We start from the raw sequence: 20,980 nt of genomic DNA, 5'->3' as shown, positions 1-20,980 counted from the left end.
TTAATGAGTACCGCAACACTGGTTCTGACCGCCGCAGGTTCGGTATTACTGCTGCTGTTTCTTGTGATGAAAGCCCGCATGCACGCCTTTGTGGCGCTGATGTTAGTCTCCATAGGTGCCGGTATTTTCTCCGGCATGCCACTCGATAAAATTGCCGACACCATGCAAAAAGGCATGGGCGGCACCCTTGGTTTTCTTGCCATAGTGGTCGCGCTGGGCGCGATGTTCGGTAAAATTCTGCATGAAACCGGTGCGGTCGATCAGATAGCGATTCGCATGCTGAAAGCCTTTGGCGAAAACCGTGCGCACTATGCGATGGGCATCGCCGGTCTGATTTGCGCGCTGCCGCTGTTTTTTGAAGTGGCGATTGTACTGTTAATCAGTATCGCCTTTGCGGTGGCGCGCCGTACTAATGACAATCTGGTCAAGCTGGTGATCCCGCTATTTGCCGGAGTCGCGGCGGCGGCGGCGTTTCTGCTGCCGGGGCCGGCGCCAATGCTGCTGGCATCGCAGATGCATGTTGATTTTGGCTGGATGATCCTGCTTGGTCTGTGCGCTGCAATCCCCAGCATGATTATTGCCGGTCCGCTGTTTGGTAACTTTATCAGTCGCTACGTGGAGTTTCGCGTGCCGGCGGATGTTTCCCAGCCGGAGTATGACAGCAGCAAATTACCGTCATTTGGCTTCAGCCTGTCGCTAATCCTGTTTCCGCTGGTGCTGGTGGGACTAAAAACCATCGGCGCGCGCTTTACCACCGAAGGCAGTACGCTGTATCAGTGGCTGGAGTTTATCGGCCATCCGTTTACCGCCATTCTGCTGGCCTGTCTGGTGGCGATTTATGGCCTGGCGTATCGTCAGGGAATGGATAAAGAGCGGGTGATGGAGATCTGCGGCAGTGCGCTGCAACCGGCGGGGATTATTCTGCTGGTGATTGGCGCCGGTGGCGTATTTAAGCAGGTGCTGGTCGATTCCGGCGTAGGTCCGGCGCTGGGCAATGCCCTGACCGGGGCGGGTCTGCCGATTGCACTGGCGTGCTTTATTCTGTCGGCGGCAGTGCGTGTCATTCAGGGTTCGGCCACCGTGGCCTGTCTGACCACCGTCGGGCTGATCATGCCGGTGATTGAAGTATTGCACTACTCTGGCGCGCAGATGGCCGCACTGTCGATCTGTATTGCCGGGGGGTCGATTGTGTTAAGCCACGTCAATGACGCCGGTTTTTGGCTGTTTGGTCGCTTTACTGGCGCCAGCGAAGCGCAGACGCTGAAAACCTGGACGCTGATGGAAACTATTCTCGGCACCGTTGGCGCAGTAGTCGGTATGATTGCTTTTGAATTATTATCTTAATTAACTGGCGGGGGCTAAAATAGCCCCCCTGATTATTGAATACATCAGTAATTAAATAACGCTCAAATGATCGTTGGTTTAAAAAACCGAGTGTATTTTCCAGCGATATTGATTAGCATAACGACGTAAGGAGAATAACGCAGGAATTTTCATTTATATAATGAGGATTGATATGGAAATTGCATCTTCCAGTTTATTAACAGCAAATGGTTTAACCGGGACTCGTTATCGGGCCTCAACCGCACAAGTATTTCCCGCACATCTGAGAGAGAGCATTGTTTCGGGGGGTGCTTCCCGTCATATCTGTTTTCTTGGTGTCAGCCTTGAAAACAAGAACTTTGAAAATAATCGCTTATCCGCCATGCTTGAGTGGATAGCAAAACGCTTTGTATCATGTAAAATTCTTGTCGGTGATAGTATTCACCGAATAACGCTGGAAGCGACGAAAGGCATGCCGCCTGATCAGGCTCTGGCGCATGGGCTAAAACTTGGCCAGAAGTTTATCGCAGAAAATGAGCAGCTTATTTATCGCTTTCAACATAAAGTAAAATGCGAATTTATTACCTGCTCAGAAATCCAAAAACATAAAGATTATAATAGAATAAGATTGGAAATTGATGATTATTTTGCAAAGTCGCCTGATTTCAGAGCTTCAATAGCGTTATTTAGTCGTAAATACCATGAGAAAAACTGGCAGGATTTAAATCCATCTGAGTTATCAGCAAGAATAAGGCGTTCTGCGGACTATTTTCTGGAGGAGTTCGCGATATTTGCCTGTCTGGCGAGGGAGGGAATCGATGTTATGGTTTATCCGGGAACATTCAGCTCACTTGCCGATATCGCCGAAGGCAAGTTTCCGGGCGTCTCAACGGATCTGGAACAGGTGAAATTTGTGTCGTTAAGGCTAAAAGGGCGCTAATGGCAGGCCAGTAGATGATCTTTTACAGGGGCGGCGTCTTCGCCGCCCAGCGGTCAGATCTTCAGATAAGCGCGTATTCCATCTAAAAACATCTGCGTTGCCAGCATAATCAAAATCAATCCCATCAGACGCTCCAGTGCATTCACCCCTTTATCGCCCAGCAGGCGTAAAAACAGGCCGGAGAGCAGCAGGATCACCACCGTCAGTCCCCAGGCGATCATCAGCGCAATCACCAGGTAACCCATCTGGTTTGGATACTGGTGCGACAGCAACATCAGGGTTGCCAGCAGCGATGGCCCGGCGACCAGAGGAATGGCTAACGGCACCAGAAACGGCTCTTCACCCGCCGATAAGCCGGTACTGCTGGTTTCATGTGAGGGGAAAATCATTTTGATGGCAATCAGGAACAGAATAATGCCGCCTGAAATCGACACCGTTTCGGTACGCAGGTTGAGGAAAGTCAGAATTTTTTCGCCAGCAAACAGAAACAGCAGCATGATGCCCAGCGCGATCAGTAGTTCGCGAATCAGCACCACTCGTCGACGTTTCGGCTCCAGATGCTTCAGAACCGACATAAAAATCGGTAAATTGCCCAGCGGATCCATAATAAGCAACAATAATATTGTTGCGGAGATCATCTCAGTCATCGTTATTGTTCTCTTTTCCGGCGTCATGAGTACCGGTTATAAGCCGCATTGCTGAAAAACAGCTAACCATCGAATTAATTCACTTGCCAGTTTTGCTGCATTTTGTAAGGTGGTAGCAATATCTACTTTGTTTTTAACTCTAACAAATCAGGCGTCATCGGCGCAGCCAGTTTTCCGCCCGCCAGCGCGCAGCAACCGGAGCGTACTTAAAGTACGTGAGGATTGCGAGCACTGCCGGGCGGTAAAATGGCAAGTAAGATAGCCTGAAGCAGGTGTAATAATGAAAAATGTAGGACTGGTAGGCTGGCGCGGTATGGTCGGGTCAGTATTGATGCAGCGTATGATCGAAGAGCGCGATTTTGACGTGATCCGTCCGGTGTTCTTCTCCACTTCGCAGCATGGACAGGCTGCACCCGAGTTTGCCGGTAAGTCTGCTGGCAAGTTGCAGGATGCGTTTGATATCGATGCGCTGAAAGCACTGGATATCATTATTACCTGCCAGGGCGGCGATTATACCAGTGAAGTCTATCCTAAGCTGCGTGCCAGCGGCTGGCAGGGTTTCTGGATTGACGCCGCGTCTACGCTGCGCATGAAAGATGATGCGATTATTATTCTCGACCCGGTTAACCATCATGTTATCGGCAACGGCCTTGATAAAGGGATTAAAACCTTTGTCGGCGGTAACTGTACCGTGAGCCTGATGCTGATGTCGCTCGGCGGCCTGTTTGCCAACGATTTGGTGGAGTGGGCCTCGGTTGCCACCTACCAGGCCGCTTCCGGCGGTGGCGCGCGTCATATGCGTGAACTGCTGTCACAGATGGGTATGCTGCATGGTCATGTCGCCAGCGAGCTGAACAACCCCTCTTCCGCCATTCTGGATATCGAACGTAAAGTCACTGAACTGAGCCGTGCTGGCGCGCTGCCAGTGGATAATTTTGGCGTGCCGCTGGCGGGTAGCCTGATCCCATGGATCGACAAACAGCTGGAAAACGGCCAGAGTCGCGAAGAGTGGAAAGGCCAGGCGGAAACCAACAAAATTCTGCAACCCGCGCAGACTATCCCGGTTGACGGCCTGTGCGTGCGCGTCGGTGCGCTGCGCTGTCACAGCCAGGCATTTACCCTGAAACTGAAAAAAGATGTGCCGCTGGCGGAGATCGAACAGCTGCTGGCAGCGCATAACGACTGGGTGAAAGTGGTGCCAAACGATCGTGAGATCACCATGCGCGAACTGACCCCGGCAGCGGTAACCGGTACGCTGAGCACCCCGGTTGGCCGTCTGCGTAAGCTGAATATGGGACCAGATTATCTTTCAGCATTCACCGTCGGTGATCAGCTGTTGTGGGGCGCGGCGGAACCGCTGCGTCGCATGCTGCGTTTGCTGGTGGATTGATACCGTTATCGGGCCTGGTGTTTCCAGGCCCGAAGCCAATACTTTTAAGCTGTTAGTGAGGAAATAAATGTTACTGCAGCGCATCTGACCTGTGATGCTGCACCAAAATAGCCCTTCTGGTGATCCACTTCCCCTTTTTAGCACTGACAAAAATTTATTTATGCATTCTGCAAGGCTAACGGTTGGCCTTAGCTATGCTTGTATCAGATGTCCTGATTTTTGGCTGTTTGCTTTCCCAACTGAATTGAATTTGCGCGTGGTACTGGTTTCTTGTCCAGCGGATGGATGTGCCCTCCATACCTGCGTGCTGATGGCTCAATGAAGAGCAGCTTTCGAGCAATGCCCGGCATTAATCGATTTGCCTGCCAAATGTCACAGGAAGAAAGTCATGTCAGAGCTACCCGATCGCCAGGCGATCAATGCAATTATTGCCGGCCATTATGCCGATCCTTTCGCACTGCTTGGTATGCACCAGACCGAGGCCGGGCTGGAAGTTCGCGCTTTACTGCCCGATGCCTCCGAAGTCTGGGTGATTGAAACCAGCACCGGACGTCAATGTGTTCAGCTTAAATGCCTCGATTCCCGCGGCTTTTTCAGTGCGGTGGTTCCACGGCGTAAAAATCCTTTCCGCTATCAGCTGGCGGTGATCTGGCATGGCGAACAGAACCTGATTGATGACGCCTACCGCTTTGGCCCGCTGCTGGCCGAGCTGGATAGCTGGCTGTTGTCGGAGGGCACTCACCTGCGCCCTTACGAAACGCTGGGCGCCCATGCGGATGTGATTGATGGCGTCACCGGCACCCGTTTCTCGGTGTGGGCGCCGAATGCGCAGCGGGTATCAGTAGTGGGTGAATTTAACTACTGGGATGGCCGCCGTCATCCAATGCGCTTTCGCCGTGAAAGCGGTATGTGGGAGCTGTTTGTACCGGCGGCGCGGCCCGGTCAGATGTATAAGTTTGAAATTATTGATCTGCACGGACAGCTACGACTGAAAGCCGACCCTTATGCTTTCGAAGCGCAGATGCGGCCAGAAACCGCCTCAATGATTTGCAGCCTGCCGCCAAAAGTGGAGATGGCACCGGAGCGTAAGGCGGCGAATGCCTTCGATGCGCCGATCTCGATTTATGAAGTGCATCTGGGTTCCTGGCGTCGCCATACCGATAACCACTTCTGGCTGAGCTATAAAGAGCTGGCGGAGCAGCTGGTTCCTTATGTCAAAGAGATGGGCTTTACCCATATCGAACTGATGCCGATTAACGAGCATCCGTTTGACGGCAGCTGGGGCTATCAGCCGTTGGGTATGTATGCGCCCACTCGCCGTTTCGGCACCCGCGATGATTTCCGCGACTTTATTGCCGCCGCTCATGATGCCGGACTGAATGTGCTGCTCGACTGGGTGCCCGGCCATTTCCCGTCCGATGAATTCGGGCTGGCAAACTTCGACGGTACCCAGCTGTATGAGCATGGCGATCCGCGTGAGGGCTATCACCAGGACTGGAATACGCTGATCTATAACTTTGGCCGGCGTGAGGTGAGTAACTTCCTCGCGGGCAATGCACTCTACTGGATGGAACGCTTTGGCATTGATGGCTTACGCGTCGATGCGGTGGCATCGATGATTTATCGCGATTACAGCCGTCGCACAGGGGAGTGGATCCCGAATGCTTATGGTGGCCGCGAAAATCTCGAAGCGATCTCTTTTCTGCGTTATACCAATCGTACGCTGGGGCATGCGGCGCCAGGCTCGATTACCATCGCTGAAGAGTCCACTGACTATCCGGGCGTGTCGCGCCCGCCGGAAAGTGGCGGTCTTGGTTTCTGGTTTAAATGGAATCTCGGCTGGATGCACGACACCCTCGACTATATGAAGCTCGACCCGGTGCATCGCCGTTATCACCATAATCTGATGACCTTCGGCCTGCTGTATAACTACACCGAAAACTTTGTGCTGCCGCTGTCTCATGACGAGGTGGTGCACGGTAAGCGCTCAATTCTCGACCGTATGCCGGGCGATGCGTGGCAGAAATTTGCCAACCTGCGCGCCTACTATGGCTGGATGTGGGGCTTCCCCGGCAAAAAACTGCTGTTTATGGGCAATGAATTTGCCCAGGGCCGGGAGTGGAACCATGACACCAGCCTCGACTGGCATCTGCTGGAAGGCGAGGACAACTGGCATAACGGCGTGCAGCGTCTGGTGCGTGACCTGAATCTGACCTATCGCCATCATAAGCCGATGCATCAGCTGGATTTCGACGGTAATGGCTTTGAATGGCTGGTGGTCGACGATCACGAAAACTCGGTGTTTGCGTTTATCCGCCGCGATCTCGAGGGCAATGAGGTGATTGTGGTCGCCAACTTTACCCCGGTGCCGCGTCACGACTATCGCTTTGGCATTAATCAGCCAGGCAGCTGGCGTGAAATCCTCAATACCGATGCCGGTCATTATCACGGTAGTAACCTGACAAATGGCTTACTGCATAGCCAGCCGGTTGCCAGCCACCAGCGCGCGCATTCACTGAGTCTGACCATCCCGCCGCTGTCGACGTTATGGCTGATAAGGGAGGGTGCATGAGTTTAATGCAGCTGGGTCAGCCGACCCCGACGGGCGCCTCTTACGATGGTAAAGGGGTTAACTTCGCGCTGTTCTCGCAACATGCGGAACGGGTGGAGCTGTGCCTGTTTGATGCGCAGGGCAGGGAGACGCGTTATGACCTGCCTGCGCGCAGTGGGGATATCTGGCATGGCTATCTGCCAGCGATTAAGGCTGGTCAGCTGTACGGTTACCGGGTGCATGGCCCCTGGCAGCCGCAGCAGGGGCACCGGTTTAATCCGGCAAAGCTGCTGGTCGATCCCTGCGCCCGTGAGGTGATCGGCGAAGTAACAGACGATCCGCGTTTTCTTTGCGGCGAGCAGCAGATCAATCGGGAAGATACCGCCGCCATCGCACCGAAAAGCGTGGTGGTGGCAGATGATTTTGACTGGGATGACGATATTGCGCCGCGCGTGCCCTGGGGTTCAACGGTGATCTATGAAGCCCATGTGCGGGGTTTAACCAAACTGCATCCCGCGATTCCGCCGGAGATCCGCGGCACCTATGCGGCGCTCGGCCATCCGGCGATGATCGACTATTTTCAGCGGCTGGGCATTACCGCGCTGGAACTGCTGCCGATCGCCAGCTTCGCCAGCGAACCGCGCCTGCTGCGCCTCGGGCTGAGCAACTACTGGGGTTACAACCCGCTGGCGCCTTATGCCCTCGACGGGCGTTATGCATCTGGTCTCGATCAGCTGCATCCGCTCAATGAGTTCCAGCAGGCGGTGAAAGCCCTGCACCGCGCGGGTATCGAAGTGATCCTCGATGTGGTGTTTAACCATACCGCCGAGCTGGAGCCGGAAGTCGGGCCAACGCTGTCGCAGCGCGGCATCGATAACAAAAGTTACTACTGGCTTAACGAGCAGGGTGAGTACCACAACTGGACCGGTTGCGGTAACACCCTCAATCTCAGCCATCCCGCAGTGATGCAGTGGACGCTGGACTGCCTGCGTTACTGGGTTGAAGTGTGTCATGTGGATGGTTTCCGCTTCGATCTCGCCACCGTGCTGGGCCGCACGCCGGACTACCACCCGCAGGCGGCAATATTTGCGGCGATCAACGCCGATCCGCTGCTGTCGCAGGTCAAGCTGATCGCCGAACCCTGGGATATCGGCCCCGGCGGCTATCAGGTCGGCAACTTCCCGCCGCCGTTTGCCGAATGGAACGACCATTTCCGCGACACTATGCGCCGTTTCTGGCTGCATGGCGGCATCAGCAACGGTGACTTTGCCCGTCGCTTTGCCGCCTCCAGTGATGTTTTCCAGCATGCAGGCCGTCCGCCATCGGCCAGCATCAATCTGATCACCGCCCATGACGGCTTTACGCTGCGTGATGTGGTGAGCTTTGAACGCAAGCATAACGAAGCTAACGGCGAAGATAACAACGACGGCAGCAACAATAACTTCAGCCATAACCACGGCAGTGAAGGGCTGAAAGTTTCGCTGAATATTGTCGAGCGCCGCCGCCGCAGCGTTCACGCTCTGCTGACCACGCTGCTGCTGGCGCAGGGCACGCCGATGCTGCTGGCCGGTGACGAACATGGTCACAGCCAGCATGGCAACAACAATGCTTACTGTCAGGACAATCAGCTTACCTGGCTGGACTGGCAGCATAACGATAGCGGTCTGTTCGACTTTACTGCCGCGCTGATCCATCTGCGACGCCTGATCCCGGCGCTGCACCAGGATCAATGGTGGCAGGAGGGCGACAGCAACGTGCAGTGGCTTAACGCTAACGGCCAGCCACTGAGCAGTGAAGAGTGGGGGCAGGGGATGCACAGATTGCAGATCCTGCTCTCCGGCCGTTGGTTAATAACAATAAACGCCACTGAAGACGTGAGCGACATCGCACTACCAGCTGGGGAATGGGTCGCCATTCCTCCTTTTGCCGGGGATGATAACCCGATCCTCTCAACTGTCTGGCATGGGCCCGCGCATGGCGTGAGCGTGTTCCAAAAGCAAGCATAAGGAGTCAGACATGGTCAAATTAGAAAGAGCAGATCATCTTATGTTGGCAAGACAATTGCCGACGCAAACTGTAGCCCTGATCCTTGCTGGCGGACGCGGTACGCGCCTGCGGGATCTCACCGCCAAACGCGCCAAACCTGCGGTGCACTTTGGCGGTAAATTTCGCATTATCGACTTTGCCCTCTCCAACTGTATCAACTCCGGTATCCGCCGCATTGGTGTGATTACCCAGTATCAATCCCACACTCTGGTGCAGCATATCCAGCGTGGCTGGTCGTTTTTTAATGAGGAGATGAACGAATTTGTCGATCTGCTTCCGGCCCAGCAGCGTTTCTCCACCGAGAGCTGGTACCGCGGCACCGCCGATGCGGTGACGCAGAACCTCGATATTATTCGTCGTTATCACGCGCAATACATCGTGATCCTTGCCGGTGACCATATTTATAAAATGGATTACTCGCGCATGCTGCTGGATCACGTGGCCAATGATGCCAGATGCACCATTGCCTGTATTCCGGTGCCGATTGCCGAAGCCAGCGCTTTTGGCGTAATGGCGGTGGATAACGAAAACAAAGTGATCGATTTTGTTGAGAAGCCGAAACAGCCACCGGCGATGCCGGGCGATGATACGCAGTCGCTGGCCAGCATGGGAATTTACGTTTTTAACGCCGATTTCCTCTATCAGCTGCTGGAGGAGGACCTGCAAGTGCCGGATTCCAGCCACGATTTTGGCAAAGATCTGTTGCCGAAAATCGTCGCCAGCGGCGAAGCTTTTGCACACTCCTTCAATCTCTCCTGTGTGCAGAGCGACGACGATTCACCGCCGTACTGGCGTGATGTCGGTACTTTAGAAGCTTACTGGCGCGCCAATCTGGATTTGGCCTCGGTAACGCCAGAGCTGGATATGTATGACACCGAATGGCCGATACGTACCCAGATGGAGCAATTGCCACCGGCGAAATTTGTTCAGGACCGTTCCGGCAGTCACGGTATGACCATGAACTCGCTGGTGTCCGGGGGCTGTATTATCTCCGGTTCGGTAGTTGTGCACTCGGTGCTGTTCCCGCGAGTGCGTATTAATTCATTCTGCAATATTGATTCCTCCGTGCTGCTTCCGGACGTGGTGATAGGACGCTCATGCCGTCTGCGTCGCTGTGTTATCGATCGCGCCTGCGTCCTCCCGGAAGGGATGGTGGTTGGCGAGAATCCGGATGAAGACAGCCGCCGGTTTTATCGTTCAGAAGAGGGGATCGTACTGGTTACGCGAGCAATGTTGGCCAAACTGGCTAAGGCTGCTGGCTGACGGACGAAATGATCATTGCTATCGATGCAGAGGAATGCGTCAGAGCATAGTTTAAGGAGCCCAGAATGCAGGTTTTACATGTCTGTTCAGAACTTTTTCCGCTGCTTAAAACCGGGGGTTTAGCGGATGTTGTAGGGGCATTACCAGCAGCGCAGATTGCAGAGGGCACGGATACCCGGGTGTTATTACCGATGTTTCCCGACTTGCGAAAGGGGATCACCAACACGGAAGTGGTCGCTGAGCTTCAAACCTTTGCCGGTTTTGTTCGCCTGCATTTTGGTCATTTTAACGGTGTCGGTATTTATCTGATTGAAGCGCCGGGTCTGTACGATCGACCCGGCAGCCCCTATCACGATGAGTCACAATTTTCGTATACCGATAATCACTTACGTTTTGCTCTGCTGGGCTGGATTGGCTGTGAGCTGGCCTGCGGACTCGATACCTGGTGGCGTCCGGATATTGTCCATGCCCATGACTGGCATGCCGGCCTTACCTGCGCTTATCTGGCGGCGCGCGGACGTCCGGCGAAATCGGTATTTACCGTGCACAACCTGGCCTATCAGGGGCTGTTCGCCGCCCATCATATCGATCAGATTGAGCTGCCGCGGGCGTTTTTTGATATGCACGGGCTGGAGTTTTATGGGCAGATCTCTTATCTGAAGGCCGGCCTGTTTTATGCCGATCATATTACTGCGGTCAGCCCGACCTATGCCCGTGAGATCACCCAGCCGGAGTTTGGTTATGGTATGGAGTCGCTGCTTGAGCAAAGATTGCGCGAAGGACGGCTGAGCGGCATTCTGAATGGTGTCGACCCGGCGATTTGGGATCCGGCGCAAGACCTGTTGCTTGGTTCGCGCTACAACCGCGATGTGCTGGAAGCCAAAGCGGAGAACAAGCGCCAGCTACAGGTGACGATGGGCTTAAAAGTCGATGACAAAGTGCCGGTATTTGCGGTGGTCAGTCGCTTAACCAAACAGAAAGGACTGGACCTGGTGCTGGAAGCGTTGCCAGGCCTGCTGGAGCAGGGTGGACAGCTGGTGCTGCTGGGCGCCGGTGATGCAGTGTTGCAGCAGGGTTTCCTCGCGGCAGCGGCTGAGCATCCGGGCCAGGTCGGCGTACAGATTGGCTATCATGAAGCTTTCTCGCACCGCATTATCGGTGGCGCTGATGTGATTCTGGTGCCAAGCCGTTTCGAACCTTGCGGTCTGACACAATTATATGGCCTGAAATATGGCACATTGCCGCTGGTACGCCGTACCGGCGGTTTAGCCGATACGGTCAATGACAGTTCCCTGGAGAACCTGGCGGATGGCATCGCCAGTGGTTTTACCTTCGAAGACAGTAATGCCTGGTCGTTGCTGAGAGCGATCCGGCGTGCATTTGTGTTGTGGTCCCGTCCTTCACTTTGGCGTTTTGTTCAGCGTCAGGCGATGGGGATGGATTTTAGCTGGCAGGTGGCGGCCCTTGCCTACCGCGATCTTTATCAACGCTTGCTGTAACCAGAAAATGGGATACTTGATATGAACGCACCATTCTCCTACGCCTCACCCACGCTAAGTGTGGAAGCATTAAAAAACTCAATTGCCTATAAGCTGATGTTTACGCTGGGTAAAGATCCGTCGGTGGCAAATAAGCATGAGTGGCTGAACGCCACGCTGCTGGCGGTGCGCGACCGCATGGTGGAGCGCTGGCTGCGCTCCAATCGTGCCCAGCTGTCACAGGATGTGCGACAGGTCTATTACCTGTCAATGGAGTTTCTGGTCGGGCGTACGCTCTCCAATGCGCTGCTGGCGATGGGTATCTATGATGATATTAACCGCGCACTGGAAGAGATGGGCTTTGACCTTGCTGAGCTGATGGAAGAGGAGAATGATCCTGGTTTAGGCAACGGGGGTTTAGGCCGTCTTGCCGCCTGTTTCCTGGATTCGCTGGCGACGCTGGGATTGCCGGGCCGCGGTTACGGTATCCGTTACGACTACGGCATGTTTAAACAGAATATTATTGATGGCCGCCAGGCAGAGTCACCGGACTACTGGCTGGAGTATGGCAACCCATGGGAATTTCAGCGCTTTAACACCCGTTACAAGGTGCGCTTCGGCGGCCGTATCCAGCATGAAGGCAGCAGGGCGCGCTGGGTCGAAACTGAAGAGGTGCTGGCCACCGCTTACGACCAGATTATTCCCGGTTACGATACTGATGCCACCAATACTTTACGCCTGTGGGGCGCGCAGGCGAGTAATGAAATCAACCTCGGTAAATTTAACCAGGGCGATTACTTTGCCGCGGTGGAAGATAAAAACCACTCGGAAAACGTGTCGCGCGTGCTCTATCCCGATGACTCAACCTATTCAGGCCGCGAACTACGCCTGCGTCAGGAGTATTTCCTGGTATCGGCCACGGTGCAGGACATTCTGAATCGTCACTGGACCATGCACCATACCTTTGACAATTTGTCCGACAAGATCGCCATCCATCTTAATGATACTCACCCGGTGCTGGCGATCCCCGAGCTGATGCGACTGCTGATCGACGAACATAAGTTTAGCTGGGATGATGCCTTTGAAGTGACCTGCCAGGTGTTCTCCTACACCAACCACACGCTGATGAGTGAGGCGCTGGAAACCTGGCCGGTGGATATGATTGGCAAAATTTTGCCGCGTAACCTGCAGATTATTTTTGATATCAATGACTACTTCCTGAAAACCATTCAGGAGCACTACCCGGATGACTGGGAGCTGCTGTCGCGCATCTCAATTATTGATGAAAACAATGGACGGCAGATTCGCATGGCGTGGCTGGCGGTAGTGGTCAGTCATAAGGTTAATGGCGTTTCCGAGCTGCACTCCAATCTGATGGTGCAATCGCTGTTTGCCGATTTCGCGCGGCTGTTCCCTGGACGTTTCTGCAATAAAACCAACGGTGTGACGCCGCGTCGCTGGCTGGCGCTGGCGAATCCGCCGCTGTCCAATGTGCTGGATGAGGCGATTGGTCGTACCTGGCGTACCGATCTCAGCGAACTGAATGAGATTAAACCGCATATTGATTATCCGGCTTTTATCCAGGATATCACCGACGCCAAGCTGGCGAATAAAAAGCGGCTGGCGGAGTGGGTAGCGAAAAATCTGGATATCGTGCTGGAACCGCACGCGCTGTTTGACGTGCAGATAAAACGTATTCATGAGTACAAACGTCAGCTACTCAATGTGCTGCATATTATTACCCGCTATAACCGCATCAAGGCCGATCCGACCGCTGACTGGGTGCCGCGCGTCAATATTTTCGCTGGTAAAGCCGCCTCGGCTTACTATATGGCGAAGCATATTATTCATTTAATCAATGATGTAGCGAAGGTGATTAATGCCGATCCGCAGGTGAAGAATAAACTGAAGGTGGTGTTTATTCCCAACTACGGCGTCAGTCTGGCGCAGATTATTATTCCGGCGGCGGATCTCTCCGAGCAGATTTCACTGGCGGGCACCGAGGCTTCCGGCACCAGTAATATGAAATTTGCCCTCAACGGCGCACTGACTATAGGTACGCTGGACGGTGCCAACGTTGAGATGCTTGAGCATGTGGGCGAGGAGAATATCTTTATCTTCGGCAACACCACGCCGCAGGTGGAGGAGCTGAGACGTAAAGGCTATAACTCGCACCAGTATTATGATGACGATCCTGAACTGCGCCAGGCACTGACGCAGATTGCCACCGGGCTGTTTAGTCCGCAGGAGCCGGGTCGCTATCGCAACCTGTTTGATTCACTGGTTAATCTTGGCGATCACTATCAGCTGCTGGCCGACTATCGTAGCTATGTGGATACCCAGGATCGGGTGGATGAGTTGTACCGTCATCCGGAAGAGTGGCAGCGCCGTGCGGCATTTAATATCGCTAATATGGGCTACTTCTCGTCGGACCGTACCATTCAGGAGTATGCCGATGAGATTTGGCATATTTCGCCGATAAGGTTGTAGATCTAAAAAGGGCGGCGAGAACGCCGTCATTACATTCGGTGCAAATCCGTAACATGGGCGGCGAGAACGCCGCCCCTACATCAATTGAACGTAGGGGCGGCGTTCTCGCCGCCCGTTGCGAGGATTATGACGCCAGCGATAACGCCGGTTTTTTCAGATGTGTTGCCAGCCATTCGCTTATGCGCGCCTGCTGCTCTTCATCCAGCCACATACCCTGCTTGGTACGACGCCAGATTGCATCATCCAGTTCTCGTACCCATTCGTGCTGTACCAGGTAGCGCAACTCGGCTTCATAGAATTCGTGACCGAAGTTCTCGCCTAAATCTTCCAGGCTGGTGGCCTCTTTCAGGAACAGCTCAGTGTTGCTGCCGTAGGTGCGGGCGAAATGACGCGCCATACCTTCGCTGATAAAGCTGTAACGACGACGCAGGCTGGCGGCGTAATCTTCACGGCCACCGGCGATATCGCCGCCTGGCAGCACACATTCGCGCGTCCAGGCCGCACCGGCGTCAGGGTAGTACTTCGCCAGTTTCTCCAGCGCATGCTCAGCCAGCTTACGATAGGTGGTCAGCTTGCCGCCGAATACTGACAGCAGTGGCGCCTGGCCTTCATCATCGCGGACATCCAGCGTGTAATCGCGGGTGATAGCCTGCGGTGAATCGGATTCATCATCGCACAGCGGACGCACACCGGAGTAAGTCCAGACGATATCATTACGTGCCAGGTCTTTCTTAAAGTGCGCGTTAAACACTTTCAGCAGATAATCGATCTCGCTGTCTTCAATCTTAACGTTCTTCGGATCGCCTTTGTATTCGACGTCGGTGGTGCCGATGATTGAGAACTCATCCATCCACGGAATCACAAAGACAATACGGTTATCTTCGTTCTGCAGAATGTAAGCCTGCTTCTGGGTATGAACGCGTGGCACCACAATATGGCTGCCTTTGATCAGACGGATACCGTACGGTGATTTCAGCTTCAGACCATCATCAAACAGCTGCTTAACCCATGGGCCGGTGGCATTAACCAGACCTTTGGCGCGCCAGGTAAAGGTTTTGCCGCTATCAACATCTTCAGCTTCCACCATCCACAGGCCGTTTTCGCGCCATGCGCGGGTTACGCGGGTGCGGGTGCGCACTTCACCACCACGTTTCACCACTTCCTGCGCATTCAGCACAACCAGGCGCGCATCGTCGACCCAGCAGTCTGAGTATTCGAAACCGCGCGTGATCTCAGGTTTAAGTACCGAATCTGCGCCAAAACGCAAACCTTTACTGCCGGGTAAGCTGGTGCGCTTGCCGAGGTGATCGTACATAAACAGACCGACACGAATCATCCACGCCGGACGCAGGTGCGGACGGTGCGGCAGACGAAAGCGCATCGGGAAAGCAATATGCGGCGCCATTTTTAACAGCACCTCGCGTTCGGCCAGCGCTTCGCTGACCAGGCGGAATTCGTAGTGTTCCAGGTAGCGCAGGCCACCGTGGATTAATTTAGAGCTGGCGGAAGAGGTCGCGCAGGCCAAATCTTGCGCTTCCAGCATGAGCACAGATAGTCCGCGTCCTGCAGCATCGACTGCAATACCGGCACCGTTGATGCCGCCGCCGATTACGATCAAGTCTTTGGTTTCCACGTCATCTCCTCCGATGTTCGCGATGTTCGTAATAGTTCAATTATGTTCGTTTTCGAGCATTATATTAATCGGAAACCAACATTGATGCCAGTGTTAACGGAATAAAAACATTTATGCGTGATGCAGGTAACATAATTTGCGACATAAAACGGCATTAACCTTGGTCTTATTCAGGTTATTACTGACCCGCTTCAGGCTACAATATGCCCATTAGTAAGGTTATTGACTGGAAACTCTCATGGAACAATTTGAATGTATCAGCGTGCAGCAGGCCGAACAGCGTCTGGCACAAGGCAACGCATTACTGGTTGATATCCGCGATCCGCAAAGCTTCGCTGTCGCGCATACCACTGGCGCTTTCCATCTCACCAATGATTCACTGGGAACACTGCTACAGCAGACCGATGCCGCCACGCCGTTACTGGTGATGTGCTATCACGGCATCAGCAGTAAAAGCGCGGCGCAGTATCTGCTTACCCAGGGGTTCGATCAGGTTTACAGCGTCGATGGCGGTTTTGAGGCCTGGCACGCGGCGTTCCCGCAGCAGGTTGAGGCATAAACGCGCCGATCAATTGCCGAAAGGCGCTTAATACAGATAAGTTCAGGGACTGATACCCGATATGATGCGTATTACTCATTTTAACAATCCGCGTCTGGCTCAGGCCTTTGTGGATTATATGGCGACGCGCGGCGTAACCCTGCGCATTGAGTCAGGCGAGACTTATACGCTGCTGCTGGATGATGAAGCGAAAGCGGAGCTGGTCGAAAACGAACTTCAGCAATTTGTTCGTGATCCAACGCATCCGCGTTATCTTGCCGCCAGCTGGGAATCGGGTAATACCTCCAGCGGTCTGCGCTACCAGCACAGCTCGATTCTGGCCAATATCCGTGAGCGCGCTGGCCCGCTGACCATGACGGTGATGATTGCCTGTGTGGCGATTTATATTCTGATGCAGCTGGTTGGCGATCGCACCGTGATGTCCTGGCTGGCGTGGCCAGCGGATGAAGGGCAATATTTCCAGCTGTGGCGCTGGTTCAGCCATGCGCTGCTGCACTTCTCGCTGCTGCATATCGTGTTTAATGTGATGTGGTGGTGGTATCTCGGCGGTGCGGTGGAGAAGCGTCTTGGCAGCGGCAAGCTGGTGGTGATAACGCTGATTTCTGCGCTGCTCAGTGGCTGGATGCAGGCGAAGTACAGCGGTGTGTGGTTTGGCGGCTTATCGGGCGTGGTGTATGCCCTGATGGGATATGCATGGCTGCGTGGCGAGCGCGATCCCGACAGTGGCATTTTCCTTGAGCGCGGCCTGATGGCTTTCGCTATTCTGTGGCTGGTTATCGGTTACTTTGGCGCCTTTGGTTTAGCGATTGCCAATGCGGCACACGTTACCGGCCTGCTGGTCGGGCTGGCGATGGCGCTGGTCGATACACGGCAGGTACGCAAATAAATGCATAATCTTCGGAGACTTTCGTGAAGCAAACGCAACGTCATGACGCCATTATTGATCTGGTCCGTCGTCAGGGGTATGTCAGTACCGAAGAGCTGGTGGAACATTTCGATGTCAGCCCGCAAACTATCCGCCGTGATCTGAACGATCTGGCCGATCAGAATAAAATACAGCGCCATCATGGTGGCGCGGCGCTGCCTTCCAGCTCGGAAAATACTGCCTGGCAGGACCGTAAGATGATGTGGTCGGCGGAAAAGGCGCGTATCGCCCAGCGCGTAGCCAGCCAGATCCCCGATGGCGCCACGCTGTTTATTGATATCGGCACCACGCCGGAAGCGGTGGCGCATGCGCTGCTGAATCACAGTAATCTGCGGGTGGTGACCAATAATCTGAATGTCGCCATGCTACTGATGTCGAAACCCGACTTTCGGCTGATTCTGGCGGGGGGGGAAGTGCGCACCCGCGATGGTGGCATTATGGGGGAAGCGACCCTCGATTTTATCTCCCAGTTTCGTCTTGATTACGGCATTCTCGGCATCAGCGGTATTGATATGGATGGCTCGCTGCTGGAGTTTGACTATCATGAGGTGCGTACCAAGCGCGCGATTATTGAGAACTCACGCTGTGTGATCCTGGTGGCGGACCACTCGAAGTTCGGGCGGAATGCGATGGTCAATCTCGGCAATATGAGCCTGGTGGATCAGCTCTATACCGACGAGCCGCCACCGCCGGGTGTGATGAAAGTGATTGAGCAGCATGAGGTACATCTGGAACTGTGCTGATAGCGGGCGGCGGGAACGCCGTCATTATGTATCGTGGAAATCATTGTGACGGGCGGCGAGAACGCCGCCCCTACGGGTTATGTTGTCTTTTATGTCGGTGCGGCGTTCTCGCCGGCCATATTGACACCCAGCCCCATTAAATGCAGCAGCTGCTGCGCCTGCTGTACCGCTTCCTGACGGTGCAGCACGCCGAGCTTCTGATACAGATTACGGATATGGGTTTTAATGGTGGTTGGCGCCACATCCAGCTCCCCGGCGATTTGATCGTTGCTGTAACCGGAGTAAATCAGTCCCAGCACCTGCCATTCGCGCTGGGTTAACGGACTGGTGCGAATCAGTTCCGGCACCTGCGGATGGGTCAGCAGACGGGTGACAAAGGTTTCATCGAAATGAGCGAATTTATGCCGGTGATGCTGATTGATATCGCGCAGAATACGCTGACCACGACGCTGTTCCATTTCCGGCAGCGAATTCAGTTGCAGCAGCTGACGCAGCTGCTGCGCCATCGCTTCACCTTCGATAACAAAATGGCTGACAAAGCCGGTGCGATTCGCCAGCGTCAGCGACTCAATCAGCGCTTTCTGCGCCTCACTTTTACGGTCGGTCTGCCAGTAAAGGGCGTTGCTGAGTAGCAGATTGCGATTAAGATCGCTGATTAAGCGCAGGCGGCGCGCATTTTCATTAAGCTCATCCAGCACCACCTCCGCTTCATCATATTGCCCCAGCAGAATTTGCGCGCGCGCGATATTACGCCACTGGCCTTGCAGAAAGTGGTTATCGGCATCCGCCGGTTTTGGTGTCAGACGCAGCCAGTTGGCCGCCGCCACTTTATCGCCGGTCATCTGCCAGTAAATCACCCGTGGTTTATCCGCGTTAGTGACCCAGTCGCTGTGATACTGGCCGTTACTCAGTAAGTTTTCGCAGCGATTGAGATGGCGGCGGGCGTTATCCATATCACCGCGCGCCAGCGCGCATTTCGCCAGCATTGCCAGACACTGCAGCTGCTGCTGCGGCTGGAAGTTAGCCAGTACCTCCAGCCCCTTACGCGCCGCCGCTTCCGCTTCATCGAGATGTGACCACGACCAGAGCAGCTGTGAGCGAATGCGCAGCAAAAACTCATGCATCGGCAGCTGCTCCAGCCCCTCGGCGGCAATCAGCTCAAACGCTTTCTGCTGGGTTTCCCACGCGGTTTGCAGATAACCCTGCGCTATCAGGATCTCGCTTTGCTGCAACAGCGCCCAGAGCACGTAGTGGCAGATATCATGCTGGCGCGCCATCTGATCGGTTTGCTGCATCATCGCCAGCGCCTGGCTAAGTTCCCCCTTGCAGTGCAGCACTTCACCTTTGACCGAGGTGGCGACAATACGGCTGTAATAGTTGGCTATCGGCAGGATCTTCAGCGCCTGATTGGCCAGCTGCTCCGCCTCATCAGGTTTACCGGCATTGATTGCCACCTGCGCACGCAGCGCATCAAACTCAGCGCTCAGCCCGGCATCAATCGCCACCTGTTGCATCGCCATCTCCTGCTCAGCGCGTGCCAGCAGCAGATTGACTTCGCTATAGCGGTGCTGGCTCTGCGCCAGCCAGGCCTGCAACAGAATCAGTCGTGGGTTTTGCACCAATAGCTGCCACGGCAGCGCTTTCAGCCCCTCTTCCAGCAGCGCCAGCTCGCTGTGATTAAACAGCGACCAGGCGTGACGCAGCAAAATATCGCGCAACAGCAGCTTATCCTGCGCGGCCAGTGCATGGTGAATCGCCTCACCGGCAAAACCCTGCGCCATCCAGCCTTCCGCTGCGGCGTGATGCAGCTGATGCAGATCGCTGCCCAGTTCCCACTGACAACGTTGACGCAGGAAGCTGGCAAACAGCGGATGGAAATTAAACCACTGGCCGCTGTCATCCATCCGCTGCAGAAACAGCCCCTGACGCTCGGTCTCTTCCAGACGTTGCTGGCCATTCTCTTCACCGGTGATGCGTGAAATCAGCGCGTCATTCATTGAACGCAGCACCGAGCTGCGCAGCAGGAAATTACGCGTGACATCATCGACGCAGTCGAGCACCTCATCGACCAGATAATCGGCCAGATGGCTGGCATTGATCCCGGCCAGACGCTGTGCCGCCTGATGGGTTGGCGTATTGGACTGGCGTTCTGACAACACGATCAGTTGCAGCGCGGTCGCCCACCCGGCCACTTCATCGCACAGGCGCTGCGAGTGACTGGCGTCGATCGGCTGTTGCAGGCGGCAGTCAAAAAACTGTTTTGCTTCGTCATGGGTAAATGCCAGCGACTGACTGTTAATTTCCAGCAGCTGATCGCGCACCCGCAGATTGGCAATGCCCAGCGAAGGCAGGTTGCGCGACAGGATCACCAGCGTCAGATTGTCCGGCTGATGGCGGATAAAGAAGCGCATCGCCTGATGAATGGCGTTGTTGGTCAGCAGATGGTAGTCATCAATCACCAGCGACAGCGGACGGTTCCACTCTGACAGCTCAACAAACAGCTGGGAGAACAGGGCGCTGAGATTGGCGTATTGACGCTTCTGCACCATCGCTTCGCTGCGCAGGCAGTAGCCACCGCTGGCCTGCTGAATAGCAGCCATAAAGTAGCTGGCAAAGCGCTCAGGATAGTTATCACTTTCGTCCAGTGAGAACCAGCCGAGATTATCCTGACTGCTGGCCCATTGCGCCACCAGCGTAGTTTTGCCATAGCCAGCCGGGCTGGTTACCAGCGCCAGCCGATAGAGATTAATGTTCGTGAGCCTTGCAATCAAACGTTCCCGAACAATGATGTTCTGAAGCCGCGATGGGCGGCTGAGTTTCGATGGTATTAGCATGGCTTACACTTCACTGTGTGATTTAGCCTTCATCTTGCCAGTTGCAGGTGCGTAAGATTGCCGCCTTGCTGCAACAGGAAATACCCGGCTAAAAATGACATGGATCGAAATAAACAGAATTATTTTAGGGCGTGTAATTAAATACATTTAGTCAGATG

The 20,980-nt window shown here is 54.5% G+C and carries 14 protein-coding genes; 11 read left to right on the top strand and 3 right to left on the bottom strand.

All coding sequences use genetic code 11. The features are described from left to right. Nucleotides 1–3: 3 nt before the first annotated feature. Together gntU and N5923_RS08460 are read left to right on the top strand one after the other, a co-directional pair. Nucleotides 4–1,344, top strand: a complete 1,341-nt coding sequence (gntU, locus tag N5923_RS08465) for a gluconate transporter (RefSeq protein WP_267140702.1) — start codon at nt 4–6, stop codon at nt 1,342–1,344. 172 nt (nt 1,345–1,516) lie between these two features. After that, entirely contained in the window at nt 1,517–2,263 is a 747-nt protein-coding gene (locus N5923_RS08460) for a tRNA-dependent cyclodipeptide synthase (protein WP_267140701.1), read from the top strand. Nucleotides 2,264–2,316: 53 nt separating this feature from the next. On the opposite strand, the gene N5923_RS08455 is transcribed toward N5923_RS08460, so the two are convergent. After that, the gene (locus tag N5923_RS08455) at nt 2,317–2,910 is read right to left on the bottom strand and encodes a YhgN family NAAT transporter (RefSeq protein ID WP_267140700.1); all 594 of its coding nucleotides are present in this window, start codon (nt 2,908–2,910) and stop codon (nt 2,317–2,319) included. Between the two features lie 280 nt (nt 2,911–3,190). Between N5923_RS08455 and asd the strand changes: the two genes are divergently transcribed. The 6 genes from asd to glgP all read left to right on the top strand — a co-directional run bounded on the left by asd (nt 3,191) and on the right by glgP (nt 14,128). Then, a complete protein-coding gene (asd, locus tag N5923_RS08450; RefSeq protein WP_267140699.1) occupies nt 3,191–4,300 on the top strand; it encodes an aspartate-semialdehyde dehydrogenase in 1,110 nt (369 codons plus the stop codon). 388 nt (nt 4,301–4,688) lie between these two features. Next, complete coding sequence (gene glgB, locus N5923_RS08445) at nt 4,689–6,872, top strand: 1,4-alpha-glucan branching enzyme (RefSeq protein ID WP_267140698.1); 2,184 nt, start codon at nt 4,689–4,691, stop codon at nt 6,870–6,872. Next, entirely contained in the window at nt 6,869–8,857 is a 1,989-nt protein-coding gene (glgX, locus tag N5923_RS08440; RefSeq protein ID WP_267140697.1) for a glycogen debranching protein GlgX, read from the top strand. Before glgB ends, glgX begins: the two co-directional genes overlap by 4 nt. 10 nt (nt 8,858–8,867) lie before the next feature. After that, nucleotides 8,868–10,160, top strand: a complete 1,293-nt coding sequence (gene glgC, locus N5923_RS08435) for a glucose-1-phosphate adenylyltransferase (protein ID WP_267140696.1) — start codon at nt 8,868–8,870, stop codon at nt 10,158–10,160. A 65-nt stretch (nt 10,161–10,225) separates the two neighbouring features. Next, on the top strand, nt 10,226–11,659 hold the full coding sequence (gene glgA, locus N5923_RS08430; protein WP_267140695.1) for a glycogen synthase GlgA: 1,434 nt from the start codon (nt 10,226–10,228) through the stop codon (nt 11,657–11,659). Nucleotides 11,660–11,680: 21 nt separating this feature from the next. Next, a complete protein-coding gene (gene glgP, locus N5923_RS08425) occupies nt 11,681–14,128 on the top strand; it encodes a glycogen phosphorylase (protein ID WP_267140694.1) in 2,448 nt (815 codons plus the stop codon). A 124-nt stretch (nt 14,129–14,252) separates the two neighbouring features. Here the strand turns inward: glgP and glpD are convergent, their stop codons facing one another. Further along, the gene (gene glpD / locus N5923_RS08420; protein WP_267141312.1) at nt 14,253–15,761 is read right to left on the bottom strand and encodes a glycerol-3-phosphate dehydrogenase; all 1,509 of its coding nucleotides are present in this window, start codon (nt 15,759–15,761) and stop codon (nt 14,253–14,255) included. Nucleotides 15,762–15,999: 238 nt separating this feature from the next. On the opposite strand from glpD, the gene glpE reads away from it, so the two are divergent. The 3 genes from glpE (at nt 16,000) to N5923_RS08405 (ending at nt 17,988) form a co-directional block, all read left to right on the top strand. After that, on the top strand, nt 16,000–16,320 hold the full coding sequence (glpE, locus tag N5923_RS08415) for a thiosulfate sulfurtransferase GlpE (RefSeq protein WP_267141311.1): 321 nt from the start codon (nt 16,000–16,002) through the stop codon (nt 16,318–16,320). A gap of 64 nt (nt 16,321–16,384) precedes the next feature. Then, complete coding sequence (gene glpG, locus N5923_RS08410; protein ID WP_267141314.1) at nt 16,385–17,206, top strand: rhomboid family intramembrane serine protease GlpG; 822 nt, start codon at nt 16,385–16,387, stop codon at nt 17,204–17,206. Between the two features lie 23 nt (nt 17,207–17,229). Further along, nucleotides 17,230–17,988: a DeoR/GlpR family transcriptional regulator gene (locus N5923_RS08405; RefSeq protein ID WP_267141310.1), complete on the top strand. Its 759-nt coding sequence runs from the start codon at nt 17,230–17,232 to the stop codon at nt 17,986–17,988. A gap of 89 nt (nt 17,989–18,077) precedes the next feature. Here the strand turns inward: N5923_RS08405 and malT are convergent, their stop codons facing one another. Further along, nucleotides 18,078–20,822 (bottom strand): HTH-type transcriptional regulator MalT, encoded by a 2,745-nt coding sequence (malT, locus tag N5923_RS08400; protein WP_267141309.1) that lies wholly within the window; start codon nt 20,820–20,822, stop codon nt 18,078–18,080. Nucleotides 20,823–20,980: the final 158 nt, after the last annotated feature.

The sequence above is a fragment of the Winslowiella arboricola genome (genome assembly GCF_025527015.1).
Lineage (GTDB): Bacteria > Pseudomonadota > Gammaproteobacteria > Enterobacterales > Enterobacteriaceae > Erwinia > Erwinia arboricola.
The sequence above is the reverse complement of the archived record's forward strand: the minus strand, read 5'-3'. Positions and strand labels throughout refer to the sequence as shown.

What these genes read in the sequence shown, in the direction of transcription:
- gntU (WP_267140702.1), top strand. Translation starts at nt 4, where the DNA reads ATGAGTACCGCAACACTGGTTCTGACCGCCGCAGGTTCGGTATTACTG.
- N5923_RS08460 (WP_267140701.1), top strand. Translation starts at nt 1,517, where the DNA reads ATGGAAATTGCATCTTCCAGTTTATTAACAGCAAATGGTTTAACCGGG.
- N5923_RS08455 (WP_267140700.1), bottom strand. Translation starts at nt 2,910, where the DNA reads ATGACTGAGATGATCTCCGCAACAATATTATTGTTGCTTATTATGGAT.
- asd (WP_267140699.1), top strand. Translation starts at nt 3,191, where the DNA reads ATGAAAAATGTAGGACTGGTAGGCTGGCGCGGTATGGTCGGGTCAGTA.
- glgB (WP_267140698.1), top strand. Translation starts at nt 4,689, where the DNA reads ATGTCAGAGCTACCCGATCGCCAGGCGATCAATGCAATTATTGCCGGC.
- glgX (WP_267140697.1), top strand. Translation starts at nt 6,869, where the DNA reads ATGAGTTTAATGCAGCTGGGTCAGCCGACCCCGACGGGCGCCTCTTAC.
- glgC (WP_267140696.1), top strand. Translation starts at nt 8,868, where the DNA reads ATGGTCAAATTAGAAAGAGCAGATCATCTTATGTTGGCAAGACAATTG.
- glgA (WP_267140695.1), top strand. Translation starts at nt 10,226, where the DNA reads ATGCAGGTTTTACATGTCTGTTCAGAACTTTTTCCGCTGCTTAAAACC.
- glgP (WP_267140694.1), top strand. Translation starts at nt 11,681, where the DNA reads ATGAACGCACCATTCTCCTACGCCTCACCCACGCTAAGTGTGGAAGCA.
- glpE (WP_267141311.1), top strand. Translation starts at nt 16,000, where the DNA reads ATGGAACAATTTGAATGTATCAGCGTGCAGCAGGCCGAACAGCGTCTG.
- glpG (WP_267141314.1), top strand. Translation starts at nt 16,385, where the DNA reads ATGCGTATTACTCATTTTAACAATCCGCGTCTGGCTCAGGCCTTTGTG.
- malT (WP_267141309.1), bottom strand. Translation starts at nt 20,822, where the DNA reads ATGCTAATACCATCGAAACTCAGCCGCCCATCGCGGCTTCAGAACATC.